This is a genomic window from Acidobacteriota bacterium (genome assembly GCA_035471785.1).
Lineage (GTDB): Bacteria > Acidobacteriota > UBA6911 > RPQK01 > DATIPO01 > JANQFM01.
Window position 1 is genome coordinate 1 of record DATIPQ010000127.1, and the last position, 19,382, is coordinate 19,382.

Sequence of the window (19,382 nt, forward strand, 5' to 3'; positions counted from 1 at the left end):
GCCGTTCAGCCTGAAGAGGCCCGAGATGTTCTTCCCCCTTTTCGGCGCCGCCTTGATGACGGAGGACGGAATCAACTTCAAGCGCTTCCAGTACTTGACGGGCCTGCCCTTCGCAGAGGCCTGGCAGAGCCCCGACATCAAGGCCTGGTTTCAGTACGTGGAGAACTGCGGCGCCAAGCTCTCTTTCGAGGACGACGCCATCCGCAGCGCCGACCGAAACATCCACCGCGTCTATCTCAAGAATCTGGTCTACACGCTGAATCCCGCACTGGTGGAGCTGACCTGAACGGGATTTTGCCCAGCAACATTCATTCAACATACGACTGGCCATAAGATTTCATGAGCACTAAATCCTCTTCAAGGGTGGAAGCGGCGCCTTATGCCGGCGGCGCCCCTGCCGGGGCTTCCGGCCTCGTCGCCGAAGTCGACGACAGGCCCGTTTTCAGCAGCTACATCGACCATTTCGAAAGCGCCCTCGCTCAGTGGCCCGAGCGCTGCGCCGTCAGCGTTGGCGACGACGCCTTCAGCTATCGCCGGCTCAACCAACTGGCGGACGCCTATGCAGGACGGTTGCGTCAACATGGCTGCGGGCCGGAAACGATCGTGGCGGTGTCGATGGAGCGCTCCATCGAACTGGCGGCGGCCCTGCTGGCGGTGATGAAATGCGGAGCGGCGTTCCTGCCTCTCGATCCCGAGTTTCCCGAAGAACGGGCCAAGGCCCTGGTCCGGCAGTCGGGGGCCAAGGCCATGATGGCCCGTCCCCGCCAAGCCGGCATCTTCGATTCCTGCGGCGCCGAGGTCTTGCGCATCCAGCCGGGCCAGATGCCCTCCCCGAGTCCGCCGGCCGGTTCCCGCCGGGTCGAGTCCTCGGCCTTGGCTTACCTGATCTACACGTCGGGTTCCACCGGCAAACCCAAAGGCGTGGCGGTCAGCCAGGAGGCTTTCTACAGTTATGTGCGCTGGGCCCTCGATTACTACCGGTTCGACCCGCGGGGCGTTGCTCTGCTGCACAGTTCAATCGGCTTCGATCTCACTCTGACCTCGCTCTTCTGTCCCTTGCTGTGCGGCATGCAGATCGTGATGGTGCCCGAGGACGAAGGCTTCCGGGGAGTCATCCGCCTGCTCGACGAGGGGAACCAGCCGGTTTCCCTTCTCAAGCTGACGCCTTCTCACTTACGGCTGATGGCTGAAGAGGTCGGGTCCCGCCGACCCCGATGGGACTGCGGAGTGCTCATCCTGGGCGGCGAGCAGTTGACGGCCCAGCAGGTCAAGTTCTGGGAGGAACGCAGCGCTGCCACCCGGATCTACAACGAGTACGGCCCCACCGAGACCACGGTGGGATGCTGCGTGACCCGGGTGTTCTCCGGCGGTGCCGCTCCCGGCGATCCTCTGCCCATCGGACGGGCCATTGAAGGTTTCGCCTTGCGTGTCTTGCAACCTTCTTCCGGCAGCCTGCAAGAGAGGGAAGAAGGCGAGTTGTTCATCGCCGGGCCCGGCTTGGCCCGCGGCTACCTGGACGCGCCGGCGCTGACGGCCGGGAGATTTCTTCCCGACCCGCGGCGGGCCGGACAGCGCATGTACGCCAGCGGAGACTGGGTGCGCCGCCTCGACGAGCGGGGAACGTTGCTCTTCGTGGGCCGAAAGGACCGTCAGAAGAAGATCAGCGGAGTGCGCGTCGAGTTGGGCGAAATCGAGGCCGCGCTGGCCGCCTACCCGGGAGTCAACGAAGCCGCCGTGGCCGGCGTCCGCGAAGCCGGTCAGGAAGAGTCGCTGATCGCCTTCCTGGCCGTCGACGACCCTGAAACCGACGATGCCGAGGTGTCTTCGCTGACCGACTTCCTCAAGGACCGCGTTCACCAGGCGGTGGTTCCGGGCGAGTTCTTCCTGGTCCCGCGGCTGCCCCTGGCGCTGAGCGGAAAGGTCGACTACGAGCGCCTTCTGGGCCAACGCCACAGCTACCAGCGCGTCCGCGACACCTTTCTGCCTCCCCGCAATCCCACCGAGGACTTGCTGGCCTCCCTGTGGCAGGTGGTGCTGGGCGTGGAGGAGATCGGAATCGACGACAGCTTCTTCGCTCTCGACGGCAACTCGATGAAGAGCATCCAGTTCATCTACGAGGCCAAGAAGCACGGGCTGACGCTGACTACCCGCGACCTCTTCGAGCATCAGACCATCCGCCGCCTGGCGGAAGTGGTGGATCAGTCGGGTGCGGCCCGCCAACCCTCGATGAGCGCGAGGCCGGCTCCTTTCTCCCTGCTGGACGCCAAAGACCGCGAGAAGATGCCCGCCGAGGTGGTGGACGCCTATCCCCTGGCCATGCTGCAGGCCGGCACCATCTTCGAGAGCGACCAACGGGTCGGCTCGGGGACCTACCACAACGTCAACAGCTACCACATCGAGTGTCCTCTCGAGGTCGAGACCTTCAAGCGCGCCGTGGCTCTGGTGAGCGGCCGTCATCCCATCCTGCGCACCTGCTACGACTACGTGAACTATTCCAAGCCGCTGCAACTGGTCTACGGCGAAGCCGAAATCCCCCTTGAGGTGGTCGACATCTCCCACCTCTCCGAGCAGGAGCAGGACGACTATGTCGACAACTTCATCGAAAAGGAATCGCGCAACGCCTTCGACTGGACCCGTCCGCCTCTGTTGCGCTTCTTCATCCACGACCGCGGACGCGGACGTATGCAGTTCACCCTCAGCAAGCACCACTCGATTCTCGACGGCTGGAGCGCCGCTACTTTAATCGCCGAGATCGTCAAGAACTACTTCGCCTTGCTCAAGGATCAGACGCCTCCGTTTCGCCTTCCCCTCGAGACCACCTATCGGGAATATGTGGCCCTGGAGCAGCAGGCCATCCATTCCCCCGATTTCGAGGCCTTCTGGAGGGAGCGCCTGACCGACGCGCCTTATCACCCCATCCGTCCATGGGGAGGCGGGAAGCCGGCCCGCGACTGCGCTCATTCTTCCATCACCACCCGCAATGTCCCCATCACTCCCGAACTGAGCGCCCGCCTTAAGGAAGTGGCCCGCCGGGCTCATACGCCGCTTAAGAGCGTGCTGCTGTCGGCCCATCTGCGGATGCTGGCGCAGGTCACCGGATCCACCCGCCTGGTGACCGGAGTCGTCAGCCACGGGCGGCCCGAGACCACCGATGCCGACAAAGCCATCGGACTCTTCATCAACACCATCCCCTTCCACCTGCAGATGGAAGAGTCCTGGAACTGGACGGAGCTGATCGGGAGGGTTTTCGAAGAAGAGCGGACCGTCTTTCCCTACCAGCGCTATCCCATGGTCAAGATCAAGAAGGACCTGGGCTGGGAACGGCCTTTCGATTCCATCTTCTACTACACCAACTTTCACGTCTTCAGGGACTTCCGCACTTCAGAAGAACTCAAGTTCATCGACAGCGCCGGATTCGAAGAGACCGAGATCCCCCTGACGGTGGCCTTCAGCCTTCATCCGCTGACAGCGGAGATCTACCTCGATATACACTTTCACGTCGACCACTTCAGCAGCCAGCAGGTTCAGAACGTCGCCGAGTACGCCCGCATCGCCCTCAACGAGATCGCCGAGCAGCCTCAGTCGCGGGCCCTGGCCTGCCCGCTGGTGACACAGGCTGAGACTACCGCCCTCCAGACCTCCATCAAGCCCTTGGAGGAGCCGCCTCAAACCGTCTTCGATCTCTTCGAGAAACAGGCCCGCCGCCGGCCGGACGCTCTGGCCATAGACTGCCGGGGCGATCAGATCAGCTACGGAGCCCTGCGCCGCCGCAGCAACCTGCTGGCCGCCAGGCTGATGGAAGAAGGCGTGGGTCCGGAGCGCACCGTCGGCATCTGCCTGGAGCGGACTTCGGAGGCCATTGCCGCCATGCTGGCCGTCAACCGGGCCCAGGGCTGCTTCGTGGTGCTGGACGCCCAGTGGCCCGAGACCCGCCTGCGCGAGGTGCTGGAGCAGATCGATCCGGTGGCCGTCATCGGCGACCGCAAGACGGCTTCGCGCTGGGAGAGCTGGCCCTGCCGGATCGTGCCCATGCCCGACCCCGCTTCGACCGCGAAAACCGTCCCCCTCCGCAGGCCGACAGGCGGCGGCGAACTGGCCTACATCGTCTTCACCTCGGGCTCCACGGGCCGGCCCAAGGGGGTGATGATCAGCAACGCGGCCCTTTACCGCTCTACCCGTACCCGGCTCGAATTCTATCCCCGCCGCTACCGCCGCTTCCTGCTTCTCTCCCGGCTCACTTTCGACAGCTCTTTCGCGGGGATCTGGGGGACGCTGTGCGGCGGCGGCACCCTCCACGTCCTGCACGACGACCGTCATCTCGACGTAGGAGGAGCGGCCGAGCTCATCGCCAACCGGCAGATCACTCACTTTCTGGCCATCCCCTCCCTCTACCGGGTGCTGCTCCCCGAGCTGCCTTCGGCGGACGATTGCGCATTGGACACGGTGATCGTGGCCGGCGAGGAGTTGACGGCCGACTTGCTGCAAGCTCACCGCGAGCGTCTGCCCGGCATTCCATTGGTCAACGAGTACGGCCCCAGCGAAGCCGCCGTCTGGAGCAACGCCGCCGACGTCGCCTCACGCCGGCTGGAGGAGAATGAAAGCGGTGTCTCCATCGGCGGGTCCCTCGATCACGTCGCCACTTTGGTGCTCGACCGGGGCATGCGTCCGTCTGCGATGGGAGCCGCCGGCGAACTCTTCATCGCCGGGCCTGCTTTGGCCCGCGGGTACCACAATGCCCCCCGCCTGACCGCCGAGCGCTTCCTGCCCAATCCTCACGCCTTGGCGCAAGAGGATAGCCTGCTCTACCGCACGGGCGACCTGGTGCGCTTCTACAGCGACGGGCAGCTTCAGTTCCTGGGCCGCTGCGACGCTCAACTCAAGGTGCGCGGATTCAGGATCGAGCCGGAGGAAATCGAGCGGGTCTTCTATGAATGCTTTCCAGTGCGCGAAGCCATGGCCGGAGTGCGCGAGGAGAAGCCGGGTCAAAAGCGCATCGCCCTTTACTACGTCGTCCCCGACCAGGCCTCTGAACTCAGGCGCAATCCGCCCTCCATCGGCGAGGTCAAGGCCAAGCTGGGACAAACGCTGCCCGCCTACACCTTGCCCGACGACGTCTTTCAGGTCGAAGCGCTGCCGCGGCTGGCCAACAACAAGCTCGACCGCAGCCGCTTGCCCAGCGTCGAGGAAAGCCGCCAAGCGGCCTCCCAGCAGGGGTTGCGGCCTCCCTCCAGCGAGTTGGAGCGCACGCTGGCGGGACTCTGGAGCGAGGCCTTGTCTCTGGCGCAAGTCAACGTCAACCAGAGCTTCTTCGAGATCGGCGGCGATTCCTTGCTGGCCAACCAGGTGGTGCTGAGGACCGAGAAGGTCTTCGGCGTCAAGCTCCCCCTCAAGCAGTTCTACCAGCAGCCCACCATCGCCGACCACGCCCTGATGCTCAAACGCAGCGGGGAGGAGAAGGGGATCGATTTCGAACGGGTCGCTTCCATCTGGAACCGCATCGAGTAATGGCCCGATTTTCAATCACGAGGAGTGAGTCCTGACCATGTACGTAATGGGAATCACGGGAAGCTTTGACCGGGTCGACGAGGTCGTCCTGACCAACTCCGGCGTCCACGACTCCTCCGTCTCGCTGATCAAAGACGGAGAGATCGTGGCCGCCATCGAGGAAGAGCGCTTTATCCGTTACAAGCACTCCGGCAAGTTGCCTCTGGAATCCATCAGGTATTGCCTGCAGGCCGCCGGAATCGACCTCAGCCAACTCGACAAGGTGGTCTTCAACGTCCTGGAAAAGGACATCGACGAGTCGCTGGAGATCGCCTACAAGCAAAAAGTGCTGGGCGGTTACTGGACTGCCAGGCAGTTCATTCAGCGTATTCTCAGGCGTGAATTCGGCTTCACCTTCGACACCCGCCGCATGGAATTCATCGACCACCACTACGCGCACGCCGTCAGCGCCTTCTATCCCTCGGGATTCGAGGAGAGCCTGGTGGTCACGCTGGACGGGGTGGGAGCCGGCCTGTCGGGCAGCGTCTGGATGGGGAAGGGAAACGAACTCCGCCACATCCGCAACTACAAGGGACGCGCCCATGCCACAACCCAGTCTTTGGGCCACTTCTATGCCGCCGTCACCGGCTACCTGGGCTTCAAGCACTTCGACGAATACAAGGTCATGGGACTGGCCCCCTATGGCGACCCCAGCCGCTTCCGGTCGCTCTTCCAGCAGTTCTACTCGCTGGGCGAGGAGGGGGACTACGAAATCTATCTCTCCAAGCTCGACTTGCTCAAGCAGGAGCTGGGTCCCGCCCGCAGGAAGGACGAGCCGGTACGGCAGGCGCACCAGGACGTAGCGGCGGCCCTTCAGGAAACGCTGGAACTGCTCTGTTTTCACGTCCTCGAGCATTTTCAAAAGGAGACCGGATCGAGACGCCTCTGCCTGGCCGGGGGGGTGGCCCACAACTGCGCCATGAACGGCAAGCTGCTCAGCCGCGGACTCTTCGACGAGGCCTTCGTCCAGCCCGCATCCCATGACGGGGGGCTGTCGCTGGGGGCGGCCATGCACGGCTACTACTGCGACGGCTCCAACAGCACCCCCAAGCGCCACGTCATGACTCATGCCCTGCTGGGACCGGACTGCGGCGACAACGATGCCATCGAGCGCGAACTGGATCTATGGACCGACTACCTGGAGTATGAGAAGTCCGACGACATCGCCGAAAGCGCAGCCGAATTGATCTCCCAGGGGATCATCCTGGGGTGGGTGCAGGGGCGCTCTGAATTCGGGCCCCGCGCCTTGGGCAATCGGAGCATCATCGCCGATCCGCGTCCCGCCGAGAACAAAGACATCATCAACGCCATGATCAAGAAGCGGGAGGCCTTCAGGCCCTTCGCCCCCTCGGTGCTGGAGGAAGAAGCCGACGTCTACTTCGACCTGCCGCCCCACCAGAAGGCCTTTCCCTACATGGTCTTCGTGGTCAAGGTGCGCGAGCCTTACCGCGATCTGCTGGGAGCCATCACCCACGTCAACGGCAGCGCCCGCATCCAAACGGTCAGCCGCGACAGCAATCCCAAGTATTGGGCCCTGATCGATGCCTTCCGGCGCAGAACCGGCATTCCCATCGTTCTCAACACATCCTTCAACAACAACGCCGAGCCCATCGTCAATACCGTCCGCGAGGCCGTGTCCTGCTACATCACCACCGGACTCAACGGCCTGGTGATCGGCGACTTCGTCATCCGCAAGAAGCAACCCGAGCTTGCCAGCTACGCCAACCTGCATCTCAGCTTGCCCAGCTTCGTTCAGATCCACCGCCGGGACATCAGGGGGCCGCTCACGGTGGCCGCCTCCAACAACGGCGAACCCTTCTTCAAAGAACTCTTCCGCAACCTCTATCCCGCCGACCGGGATCTGGAATTCTGCCTGGGCAATACCCACGACCACCGCAAGGCCGAGATCTCGTCGGCCATGGCCTCCATGCTGGCGCGGGCCGACGGACATCTGACCTTGGGAGAACTGATCCAGGGACAGGACGCCTCCGAGCAGGAGAGGCTGATCGAGGAAGCGATTGATCTTTGGGGCCGCCGGGTGGTCCGGCTGCAGCCCGAGGTATGAAACTCCAAGAATGATGAAACCTACTAAAGAAGAACTCTTTCGCCAAGAACTGGAACGCCAGGGCTTGGTCCTGGCCAGGACCGACCGCATCGAGAAGCGCCCCGGGCCGCGTGAAGGAGAAGCTTCCTTCGCTCAGAGGCGCCTCTGGCTCAACCAGATGCTGGACCAGGAGAGCACGGTCTACAACGTCCTCCTGGCGCTCAAGATCGAGGGCCGGCTGGCCTTTCCGGCGGCGGCTCAGGCTTTGCAAGTGATCGTCGACCGCCACGAAGCTCTGCGCACCTGCTTCAGGGTTGTGGAGGGCAAGCCCCATCAGATCGTGCGTCCCTGGCTGGCGGCTCAACTCGGCTGCGTCGATTTGACCGGGCTCGCCGACCCGTCCCGCCTGCTGGACGAAATCGTCAGCCGCAAGCAGAGGACGGCTTTTCGCCTGGACAGCGGTCCGCTCTTCGACTTCACGCTGGTGCGGGTGGTGCCCGGGGTCACCGTGGTGCTCATCGCGCTCCACCACATCATCTTCGACTTTCTCTCCAGCCAGGTCCTGTTCGATGAATTCAATCGGCTCTACGGGGATTTCCTGCAAGGCCTGCCCTGCGATCTGCCCGAGCTGCGGGTACACTACCTCGACTACTCCCACTGGCAGCAGCAGAACTTCGAGGCCGAGCGCAGCGCAGCCGCACTGCAGTACTGGAAGCGCTGGCTGGGAAGCGGCGAGGAGATGGCGGTGACGGAAGTCCCCGGCGACCGAAACGGCCTTTCCCAGGCGCGCTTTCAACCCGCCTATTGTCCCTTCGAGATTCCTTCCGAGGTGGCCCGCGAGGTCAATCGGGTGAGCCGGCAAGCGGGTGTTTCGGCATTCTGCGTGTGGCTGGCGGGCTTTCATTTGCTCTTGCAGCGCTACACCGATGCCGACGACGTGCTGGTGTGCGTCCCTCATTCCGAACGCAACGATCCCGATCTTGAGAACGCCATCGGATTCTTCATCAACTTCGTAGTCGTCAAACTGCGCGTGCTGCGGCACCTGAGCTTCCAGGAAACGCTAAAAGTCCTCAACGACACCTACTTGGAGGCCATCGGGGATAAGGCTTATCCCTTCGACAAACTGGTGGAAGCCCTCTCGCCCGCCCGCCAGCAAGGGATGACCCGGCTGGGTGAGGTGGGCTTCGGCTACCAGAGGACGACACGCTCCGATTGGCAACTGGGAGGTCTCAAGGTCTCCTTCCTGGACGTCAACGTGCCCATCGCCAAGTCGGAGTTCTCGCTTTCCATCTTCGAGGGTCCGCAGGAGTGCCGGGGCTACATCGAATACAACGCCGCCCGCTATTCCGGCGCCATGATCGAAGGAATGACCCGTCATTACTGCGACTTGCTGTCGCGCCTGCTCAAAGCGCCTCAACAGCCGCTGGGAGCGGTCTTGCAGGCCTCGCTCGAGCGCCCGTCCCCGCGCCGGCAGGCCGCGCAGGCGGCGGACGGGCGATGCCTGAGCGGGCTCTTCGAACGTCAGGCTGAGCGGGTTCCCGACCGGACCGCGCTGATCGTGGATGGAGTCCACCTCAGCTACCGCTCGGTCAACCGCCGCGCCAACCAGATCGCCCGCCACCTCAGGCGCAACGGGGTGGGGCTGCAAAGCGCCGTGGGCCTGCTCCTGCCGCGCGGGGTGGACGCCTACCTGGGCCTCCTGGCCGTCCTCAAGTGCGGGGCCGTCTACGTGCCCATGGACCCCAAGCACCCTGCTGCCTACCTGGCCAAGATGGCCGAAACCGCCGATGTCAGCCACATCCTGGCACCTGCGGGAGAGGCTGCCTCCTGGGGCCAAGCGCTGGCAGGTTTGCCGCTGGAGATTCTCGACGCGGAGAGCGTCCGCCGCCAGGCCGGTTCAGAGCCGGCGGGCAACCTGGACCTGCCGTTGTCTCCCCGGATGACGGCCTATGTCTGCTTCACCTCGGGCAGCAGCGGGGAAAGCAAGGGGGTGGCGGTGGCCCATGGAGCGGCGGCCCGTCACATGGGTTGTTTCGTCGATGCCCTTTCCTTCAGCGAGGGAGACCGTGTGTTGCAGTTTTCCGCGCTCACCTTCGACGTTTCGCTGGAGCAGGTCTTCTCGGCCTGGTCGGTGGGAGCGGCTTTGCTTCCCCGCGGCGACCAGGTCTGGGGCGTACGCGAGTTCGTCGATTTCTTGCAGCAGGAACAGGTCACTGTGGCCAACCCGCCCACGACCTACTGGAATCAGGTGGTCAAGGTAGGCGCCGCCTCGGGACTCCGCATCGAGGGCGGCGCTTTGCGCTGCATGATCGCCGGAGGCGAGGCCATGCTGGCGGCAAGCGCCCGTCTCTGGTGGCAGATGAGCGCGCAAGAAGTCCGGCTGGTCAACGCCTACGGACCCACCGAGGCCATCATTACCGCCACCTTGCAGGAAGTCAGCGATCCTCAGGGCCTGGAGGCCGGCTCTTCGGCGCCCATCGGACGTTCGCTGCAGGGGCGCCGGGCCTATGTCGCCGACCGGCAGGGTCTGCCGCTTCCCCCGGGGGCCTCGGGAGAGCTTTACCTGGCGGGACCGATGCTGGCACAGGGATACCTGAAGAGCCCCCGGCTGACCGCCCTCCACTTCCAGCCGGCTTCCCCGAGCGGGCAAGAGGAAACTCCCGGCGGCAGGGCCTATCGCAGCGGCGACCGGGTGCGCCTCAGGCCGGACGGCGCCTTCGAGTTCCTGCAGCGCCAGGACGACGAAGTCAAGATCAGGGGCGTCCGCGTGACGCCGGGACTGATCGAGTCGGTGCTGCTCGAAAACAGCAAGATCGTGGAGGGCGCCGTAGTAGTGCGCCAGGGCAACGGCTTCCAACCCGCCGGCAACGGGGGCCCAAGCGGAGACGATCAGGCCGCCTGGATGGCCCTTGTGCAAGGGCTCCCCGAGGCCTTTTTGGGTCAAGCGTTGGACGAGATCGAGGCTCTGGAGCGCCAAAGCCCCCCCGCGAGTCCCGCTCCTGGGCCTGAGGACGGACAGGTCGAGACGCCCGTCATCAGCAAACGCTTTCCCCACTTCGAATTGTCGTTGCGCCTCACAAGCGAGGACTTCCTCAAGACTCCCCGCGGCTCGCAGCGCAACTGGGTCATCGACCGCACCTTGGAAGAATGCGCTCAGGACCTGCGCCAACTGGACTCGCTGACCCGGCGCTTCGTGGCCGGCGGCGAGCGGATCGAGATCCAGGGAGATTTAAGCGATTCGGAAGCCCGCTTGAACGATTCCGAGCTGGTAATCGAGGGCCAGCAGATCATGCAGGATTGGCAGAAGCCCCTGATGCGCGAACTGGCCGCGGCTGTCGCGGAGCATCATGGCGACGTGCTGGAAATCGGCTTCGGAATGGGCCTTTCCGCCGGCTACATCCAGGAGCAAGGGGTGCGGCGGCACATCATCATCGAAGCCAACCGCAAAGTGGCCGATGCCGCCCGGATCTGGCGGCGGCGTTATCCCGACCGCCAGATCCAGATCGTGCAGGCCAAGTGGCAGGACGTCATCGAAGAACTCGACCCGGTGGACGGCGTGCTCTTCGACACCTATCCGATGACCGAAGAGGAGTTCCGCCGCCACGTCATCAGCGACGTCACTTTCGCCCAGCACTTCTTTCCTTTCGCGGCCGGCTGTCTCAGGGCCGGCGGCGTCTTTACCTATTACAGCAACGAAATCGATTCGCTCAGCCGCCGCCACCAGCGGGCGCTCTTCCAGTATTTCTCGTCGCTGAGAGTCAACGTTGTGGAAGGACTCGAGCCGCCCGCCGATTCCCAGAACTGGTGGGCCGACTCGATGGCCGTGGTGCGAGCCTACAAGTAGCTTTCCGGACATTCACTCATGCAACAATACCTTCGCAGAATTCAGTCCCTTTCCCCCGACCAGCGCTCGAAGCTGAACCAGAAGTTGAGCGACTGGCGCGCCTCCCAAGCCAAATCGGAGAAATCGTTGGCCCTTTTCTACGTTCCCCAGGGTCGGCTCTCGCCCGAAGAGGTCAGGGACTTTCTGGAGGCGCGGGTGCCCGACCACATGCTGCCCTCCGAGTTCGTCGAGTTGGAGCGCCTGCCCCGCACCGCCAACGGCAAGATCGACCGCCAGGCCCTGCTGAAAATGGACGGGGGGCCTTTGCCTGCCGAGCATTCCAAAGTGGCCGCCCCTTCCACCGTCACCGAAAGGCGCATGGCCGAGATCTGGAAGAAGGTGCTCCACCGTCCCCAGGTCAACGCCGACGACAACTTCTTTCAACTGGGCGGACACTCGCTGCTGGCCACCCAGGTGATTATGGAGATCGAGCAGGCCTTGGGGCTGCAGGTGCCTCTCAACACCATCTTCAAGCACCGCACGCTTTCAAAGCTGAGCGCCTACCTCGACCAACTGCCGCGTCCCGGAGGCGATTCCGAGGAAGTCTCGCGGGAGGTCCCCGCGGAAGGCATTCCGCTTTCCAACGCCCAGCGCCGGCTTTGGTACATCTCCCAGGTCAGCGAGGGCGGACTCGAGTACAAGATCGTCAAGGTGCTCAACATGGAGGGCCGCCTCAACGTGGCGGCGGTCAGCCAGGGGCTGTGCGCGGTCGCACACCGTCACGAAGCGCTCAGGACCTGCTTCGGCTACGTCTCCGGCAAGCTCGTCCAGAAAGTCCTTCCCAGCGAAAGCGTCTCGGTCGACCACGTCGACCTTTCAGGACTCTCGGCGGAGTCCGCCGAGGAGACCTTCCGCCGACTGGAGGAAGAGGTGCTTCTGAGTCCTTTCGACCTGGAAAAGGGGCCGCTCATCCGCATGATTCTGGTCAAGTACGACGATACGCGGGCCCGCCTGATTTTCGACGCTCACCACATCGTCATCGACGGCTGGTCGGTGGGCATTCTGGTCAAGGAACTGAACAGCTTCTTCCGCAGTTTTTCCCACGGCCTGCCCAGCCGGATGAGTCCTCTCTCGACCCAGTACCGCCACTACGCAGCCAAGGAAAAAGAGCGGCTGGACGCCAAGGAACTGGATCGCCAACTGACCTACTGGCGCGGCAAGCTGGGCGGAATGCCTCCGCTCGAATTCAAGCGGTCGCGGCTGAGTCAGAGCGGGCCCGGACCCGACGGCGAGATCGATTTCGAACTGCCGGACGGATTGCAGGAGCGTATCGCCAAGATCTGTGCCGAGCTGCAGATCACGCCCTTCATGTTTCTGACCAGCGTCTACTACCTGCTGCTCTACATCCACACCGGCTCCCGCGACATCGCTATCGGGACCGACGTGGCCAACCGCGATTCCAAGGCCCACGCCGAGTTGATCGGGTTCTTCGTCAATCAGTTGGTGATTCGCCTGACCGCCCAGGAGCACTTCAGCTTCCGCCAGCTTTGCCAGAGCACCCGCGACTGCGTGGAGGAAGCCTTTGCCCATAAAGATGTCCCTTACGATGCGCTGGTCCGTGAGCTGCGCTCCTCAGAGAGCAGGCGCGACTCTCTCTTCAGGGCCAAGTTCGTCTTTCATCATTCCATTCCCGACATCGCCATCGGGGGCATTGAAACCAGCTTCATCGAGGTCAAGCCGCGCATGGGCAAGTTCGACCTGCTGCTCAACGTTGAGGAGCGGGACGACGGTTTGACCGGAAAGTTCGAGTACAGCGGGGCTGTCTTCGACGAGCCCGCCGTAGCCCGCATGATCACCCACTTCCGCCAGCTTTGCCAGAACGCAGCGGCGGACGTAGAAGCTTCATTGCAAGCCTTGGCCAACCAGGTCACGGCCGCCGATGCCGAGAGGTCGCGGCGCCACCTGGAAGTGGCCAGGGAAGGCCGTCGCCGCGATCTCCGTAACTTCTTGCAGTCGCGCAACCGGCGCGTCTCCAACACCTCCGCCTGACCGCCCCGTCGAGTATGAGCACCAATCCCGTATCCCCCAGCCAGGCCCTGGCCCTCTCGTCCACCGAGAAGCGGCTTTGGACGCTGCGCCGAAAATTCGGTTTGCAGCTCTGCGGCTTCTTCGCCTGCCATATCGGCGAGGAATTAGATGCGGTGCGGCTTGAAGAGGCGGCGCGGGAGGTGGTGGCGCGTCACGACATCCTCAGTTGCCGGCCCGTGGAGAGCCTAGAAGGCGCTTCCCCGGCCGCTTGCGCCTTTGCGTTCCAAGAGCGACGCGCTGTGGAACCCGCGGAGGACTTCCAGGACTGTGTCTCCCGGCTGCTGGCCGAGCTGCAAGACGAGGCGGAAGGCGGCCAACCCGAAGGCATCAGGCTGATCCTCGAAGAGATCGAGGCTGACCGTTTTCTTCTGGCCGGACGGATTCCCTCCTTGCAGGCGGACGCCATCAGCGTCCTGCACTTCCTCCGTCAGCTTCAAGCCGCCTACCGTTCGGGACCGGCGGCGCAAGAGGACCGGCTGGTGGCCCAGTATCGCGACGTGGCCGCCTGGCTCAACGAATCGGCACAAGACGGACTCGCCGCTTCGGCTGAGGCTTTCTGGCGCCGGCACCTGGCGCCGGTGCCCTGGGAGCTGGAGCTGCCCGTCGACAGGTCAGCCGCCCCTGAAAGCCCCGTCTTCCGGCCCGCGGCGCTGGACTGGGTTCTGCCCCCCTCAGTGGCCCGCAAGGCCATGAGTTCCTCGGGAGAGGAGTGGTTGAGCCGGCAACTCGGGGCCGCCGGATGCGCCTGGCTGTCGCTTATGGGTTCCCGCCAACAGGTCTACCTGGGAGTCGCTCTCAGCGGACGCCCCTACCAGGAACTGGAAGAAGCCATCGGACCCTACGAAAAGTGCGTCCCCCTGACGGCCCGTGTGGAAGCGGCGACCACCTTCCGCCGTCTCGCAGAAGAACTGGGACGCGACCTGGGCGAACTGTCGGATTGGCAGGAATGGTTCGACCTGGCGCTGGGAGACGGGGATGACAGCCCGGCCTCGCAACTGCCCGGTTTTCCTCTCTGCCTGCAGGTCCGCTGGCAGCCGCGGTCGTCGAAAAGCGGCCATTGGCGGCCAGAGCTTTTGCTGACAGCGTCGGACCGTTACGACGTCAAGCTGGCGTGTTCGATCGGGGACGGAGGCGTCCATTCTCAAATCCACTACAACGCGGCGCTCTACTCGCGTGCCTCCATGCGGCGCCTGGGCCAGCAGATCAATGCCCTGCTGGCCTTGATGGAAGACGAGCCCCAAGCGAGGGTCTTGGAGGCAAGCGCTCTGTCCCCGTCGGAGCGGGTAGACCTGGACGCCCTCTCGCAAGGCCCCGAAAGCCCCTTCAGCGGCTGTTTCCATGAACTTTTCGAGAGGCAGGCAGGACGGACCCCCGACACCGTCGCGGCGGCCGACGGCCAGCGTTCATTGAGCTACCGCTGTCTCAATCAACTGGCCAACCGCCTGGCCCGCCAGCTCGAGCAGGCGGCTGATGTGGGACCGGAGGCCACGGTGGCCCTGCATCTGGGGACCTCGATCGAGGCCCAAGTCGCTATCCTGGCCGTCCTCAAGACCGGTTCGGCCTTCGTTCCTCTCGACCCGCAATGGCCCGCCAAGCGGACGCAAGCCGTGCTTGAGGAAAGCCGTGCGGTCGTAGTCCTGACCAGTGAAGCGGATGACCTGGACGCGGGGGCGACGCCTCGCATCCGCATCGATCTGGAGCGCCTGGCCGAAGAGGGCTCATCGGCTAACCCCACGACCCGCCTTCAACCCGGCCACCTGGCCTACGTCCTCTACACTTCGGGAACCTCGGGACGCCCCAAGGGAGCCATGATCACCCAGGCAGGCCTCTCCAACTACCTGTCCTGGAGCGCCTCTTACTATGGCTTGGGCCCGGGACGAAAAGCGCTGGTGCATTCACCGCTCACCTTCGATTTCACCCTTACCTGTCTGCTGGCCCCTTTGGCGGCGGGAGGAACGGTTTACCCCTGCTTCAGCGACACGCCCGTCGAGTCGCTGGCCGACCAGTTAACGCTTCTAGGAGGGGCCAGCCTCATCAAGCTGACGCCCACCACCGTCGGTCCCTTGCGGCGCCTCTTGCAGGTCCGCCAGGCGCCTTGCCGGGTGGACTGCATGATTCTGGGAGGCGAGGCCCTGATCGGGAACCGCGACCTGTGGACCCTGGCCCGATCCCTGCGGGCCGACGTCGTCAACGAATACGGCCCCACCGAGTGCGTGGTGGGTTCCAGCGTTTACCGGGTGGGCCACCGACAAGCCGTCCAAGGCCCGCTACCCATCGGACGTCCGCTTGCCAATACGCGCCTGCGCCTGCTCAGGCCCGGGGGAGAGGCAGCCGAAACCTGGAGAGAAGCGGAGATTTTCATCGGCGGACGCGGCTTGGCCCGCGGCTATTTGGCCAACCCTGCCCTGACCGCACAGTCCTTTCTGCCCGATGCGGCCTTGGGCGGCAGCCGAGGCGGGCGCCTCTACCGCAGCGGGGACGTGGGACGCTGGCTGGGCAGCGGCCAGATGCTATACCTGGGCCGCCGCGACTCCCAGGTCAAGATCAGGGGCTACCGCATCGAACTGGCTGAGATCGACTTGGCGCTCCGCTCCCACCCCGACGTTGCAGACTGCGTCGTGACGCTGGTGGAACGCCAGGAGTCCCATCCCGCTCTGGCGGCCTTTGTGGTGGCCCGCCAAGGCCGGCGGGTGGAGCCCGAAGTCGTGCGCCGCAGCCTCTCCTCGACGTTGCCCCAATACATGATCCCCGGCGCCATCCATCCCGTGAGGACGCTGCCGGTCACCCGGCACGGCAAGGTCGACTTGCCAGCCTTGCAAGATGCCGTCGCCGAGGCGGCCGAGGCCGAGAAGCCGACGGCGGCTCCCAGCTCCGAGTCGGAAAAGATCCTGCATGGCCTGTGGCAGCAAGTGCTGGGACGCGAGCAGATCGGCATCGACGACAACTTCTTCCAGTTGGGGGGCGATTCCATTCTCAGCATTCAAGTGCTGGCCCGCGCCAACCAGCAGGGATTGCGCCTGCGTCCCAAGGACATGCAGGATCATCCCACCATCCGCCAACTGGCCCGCATCGCCTCTCAGGACGCCGATGTTGCGGCTCAGCAGCCGCCATCTCGGGAGATGTCCGGAGAAGTGCCCCTCTCCCCCCTGCAGCGCCGCTTCTTCGAATGGGACTTGCCCGAGGCTCACCACTACAATCAGTCGTTGCTGCTCTCCCTGGACGGGCGTTGGACGCAGCAGCACTTCAGTCAGGCCCTGAGAGCCGTCATCGAGCATCATGACGCCCTGCGGCTCTACTTCCAAAAGGGGGAGGACGGCTACCGGCAACACTGCGCCGCCGCGGCTCAGGCCCAGGTGCTGACCTGGGTGGACGCCAGCTCCACGCCCGATCCGCAGCGTCAGCACCTGGTGGCCAGCAAAGCCGAAGAGGCCCAGCGCTCCTTCGATCTGAGCCGGCCTCCCCTGCTGAGAGTGATCGTCTTCGAGCAGGGACGGCAAGATCCGCTGCTCGTCTATCTCGTGGCCCATCACCTGGTCATCGATCACCTCTCCTGGAGCATCCTGCTGGACGATCTGCAGGCGGCTTTGCAACAGGCCCGTTCAGGGGAATCAGTCCAACTGCCCGCCAAGACCGGGTCCTACCGCTCGATGACGGAGTACCTGGAGAAGCGCGCCCAAGGCGACCTGGCCCAGGAGAAGGAATATTGGCTGTCGGAGCGCTGGCGCCGGGCGGTTCCGCTGATCCTCGACCATCCCCAGGGCAGGGAATTGAACACCGTCGAGAACGAAGAGCACATCTCGCTCACCTTAAACCGCCGCCGCAGCGAACTGCTGCGCGGCGCCAATGCGGCTTACGGCACCCGCACTCTGGACCTGCTTTTGACCGCCTATGCCATGGCCTACGCCCGCTGGAGCGGATCTCAAACGCTGGCGCTGGAGCTGGAGAGTCACGGCCGCCATCCTCTCCCGGCAGGGCCCGATGTTTCGCGCACCGTGGGGTGGTTTACCTCGCTCTACCCGATCCTGCTTTCTCTCACCCGTCCGGCCGACGTGGAACGCTCCATCAAGGAGGTCAAAGAGCAGCTCAGACAGGTCCCCGGCAACGGACTGGGCTACGGTTTGCTGCGCTACCTGTCGCCCGACGAGGACGTGCGCCGCCGCTGCGCCGGAATGGAGCCGCCCGACTCCGTCTTCAATTACCTGGGAGAAGTCGACCGGGCGGTGGGACCCGAGTCGCCTTTTCAATGGCTGCGCTCCTCGCCCGCCGCCAACCGTTCGCCCCGCAATCCGCGCCAGCACCTGCTTGAAGTCGGGATCTTTCACAGCCAGGGACGCCTGAATGTCAACATCACCTACGCCGGCAAGGCTCACCGCCGCGCCTCGGTGGAGAGTCTGGCCGAGTCGATCGTCGAGCATCTTGAGAAAATCGCCGGGCACTGCACTGGCCTGGAAGCGCCGGCTTTCACTCCCTCCGACTTTCCGCTGGCCGGCCTGAAGCAGCACCAGATCGACGCCATCCTGGCCGAGCATCCCGGCGTGCGGGACATCTATCCGCTTTCCCACACCCAGACGGGAATGCTCTTCCACTCGCTTGCGGCGTCGCAGTCGAGTCCCTACCTGGTGCAGTTCTGCGTCAGGCTGAGAGGCAAGCTCGACCGGGAGGCCTTCGGCCAGAGCTGGAAGCGGGTGATGGCGCGTCATAGCGCCTTGCGCACCTCCTTCCTGTGGGAGGACCTTTCCCGGCCCCTTCAGGTCGTCCACGCCGATCCGCCCCTGCCAATGGAAGAGCTGGACTGGCGCGGCTCGGTAGACGTGCAGCAGCGGCTCCAGGACCTGCTGCGGGAGCAGCGCCTTCAGGGACTCGATTTGAGCCGGGCTCCGCTGCACCGCTTGACGCTGGTCCGCAGCGCGCCAGATACATTCTTCTTCCTCTGGACCCACCACCACATCCTGGTCGACGGATGGTCGACCAGCAATGTGCTCAGGGAGGTTCTGGCCGGCTACCGGGTCTTGTCCCGGGGAGAGCCGTTGGCCCGGCAGCCGGCCCGGCCTTACCGCGAGTACATCGAATGGCTGCTGTCCAAGTCGCCTCAAGAAGGGCGGAGTTTCTGGCAGGAGGCTCTGGAGGGCCTTTCCGGTCCCACCGAGCTGGCCTTGCCGAGTCCGCCCGGCGGGGATGAACTCCAGGCCCACCGCGAAGCCATGCTGGAGCTGAAGTCTGAAGACGTCGAAGATCTGCTGCACATGGCATCGCAGCGGCGGGTGACGCCCAACGCCGTGGTCCAGGCGGCCTGGGCTTTGGTTCTGGGACGCTACGCGGGCTCTGACGATGTCACCTTCGGAATCACCGTCTCGGGACGTCCCCCCGAACTGGCCGAGGTCGAAGAGCGGGTGGGACTCTTCATCAATACGCTGCCCATGCGGGTGCGGATCAATCCCGCCACCCCGTCGGCCGACTACCTGGCTCAGGTCAGCAGCCTCCTGCAGGGCGTGCTGGAGCACGACTTCCTGCCCCTTGTGGAAATCCAGCAATTGGCCAATCTGCCCGAGAAGGAGAGGCTGTTCGAAACGATCCTTGTGTTTGAAAACTATCCCATGAGCTTCGATGTCGAGGCGCTGGAGGACGAACTGCGAATCGACGCCCCCAGGTCGGTCGAGCAGACCAACTATCCTCTCACCATCGTAGTGGGCGCCCAGGGCAGGCAACTGAGCATCAAGGCTGTCTACCATCCCTCCCGTTTCGATTCCACCGCCGTTGGACAGATCCTCAAACACCTTGAAGAGACCCTTCTTTGGATGACGCGCTCGCAGACGGATCCCATCGGACGCTGCGCCGCGTCCTGGTCGCACTAAAGAAAAGGAGCGCCGACATGCCCCCAGCCGG

General features: G+C 64.2%; 6 protein-coding genes. All 6 read left to right on the top strand.

Going from position 1 to position 19,382, the window contains the following annotated elements; translation table 11 throughout:
• A partial coding sequence (locus VLU25_18115) for a hypothetical protein (GenBank protein ID HSR69849.1) occupies positions 1–286 on the top strand: 286 nt, incomplete at its 5' end.
• A gap of 53 nt (positions 287–339) precedes the next feature.
• Complete coding sequence (locus VLU25_18120; protein ID HSR69850.1) at positions 340–5,505, top strand: amino acid adenylation domain-containing protein; 5,166 nt, start codon at positions 340–342, stop codon at positions 5,503–5,505.
• 37 nt (positions 5,506–5,542) lie between these two features.
• Complete coding sequence (locus VLU25_18125) at positions 5,543–7,609, top strand: carbamoyltransferase C-terminal domain-containing protein (protein HSR69851.1); 2,067 nt, start codon at positions 5,543–5,545, stop codon at positions 7,607–7,609.
• 10 nt (positions 7,610–7,619) lie between these two features.
• On the top strand, positions 7,620–11,432 hold the full coding sequence (locus tag VLU25_18130) for an amino acid adenylation domain-containing protein (protein ID HSR69852.1): 3,813 nt from the start codon (positions 7,620–7,622) through the stop codon (positions 11,430–11,432).
• Positions 11,433–11,450: 18 nt separating this feature from the next.
• Positions 11,451–13,460, top strand: a complete 2,010-nt coding sequence (locus tag VLU25_18135; protein ID HSR69853.1) for a condensation domain-containing protein — start codon at positions 11,451–11,453, stop codon at positions 13,458–13,460.
• A gap of 14 nt (positions 13,461–13,474) precedes the next feature.
• On the top strand, positions 13,475–19,351 hold the full coding sequence (locus VLU25_18140; protein HSR69854.1) for an amino acid adenylation domain-containing protein: 5,877 nt from the start codon (positions 13,475–13,477) through the stop codon (positions 19,349–19,351).
• Positions 19,352–19,382 lie beyond the last annotated feature (31 nt).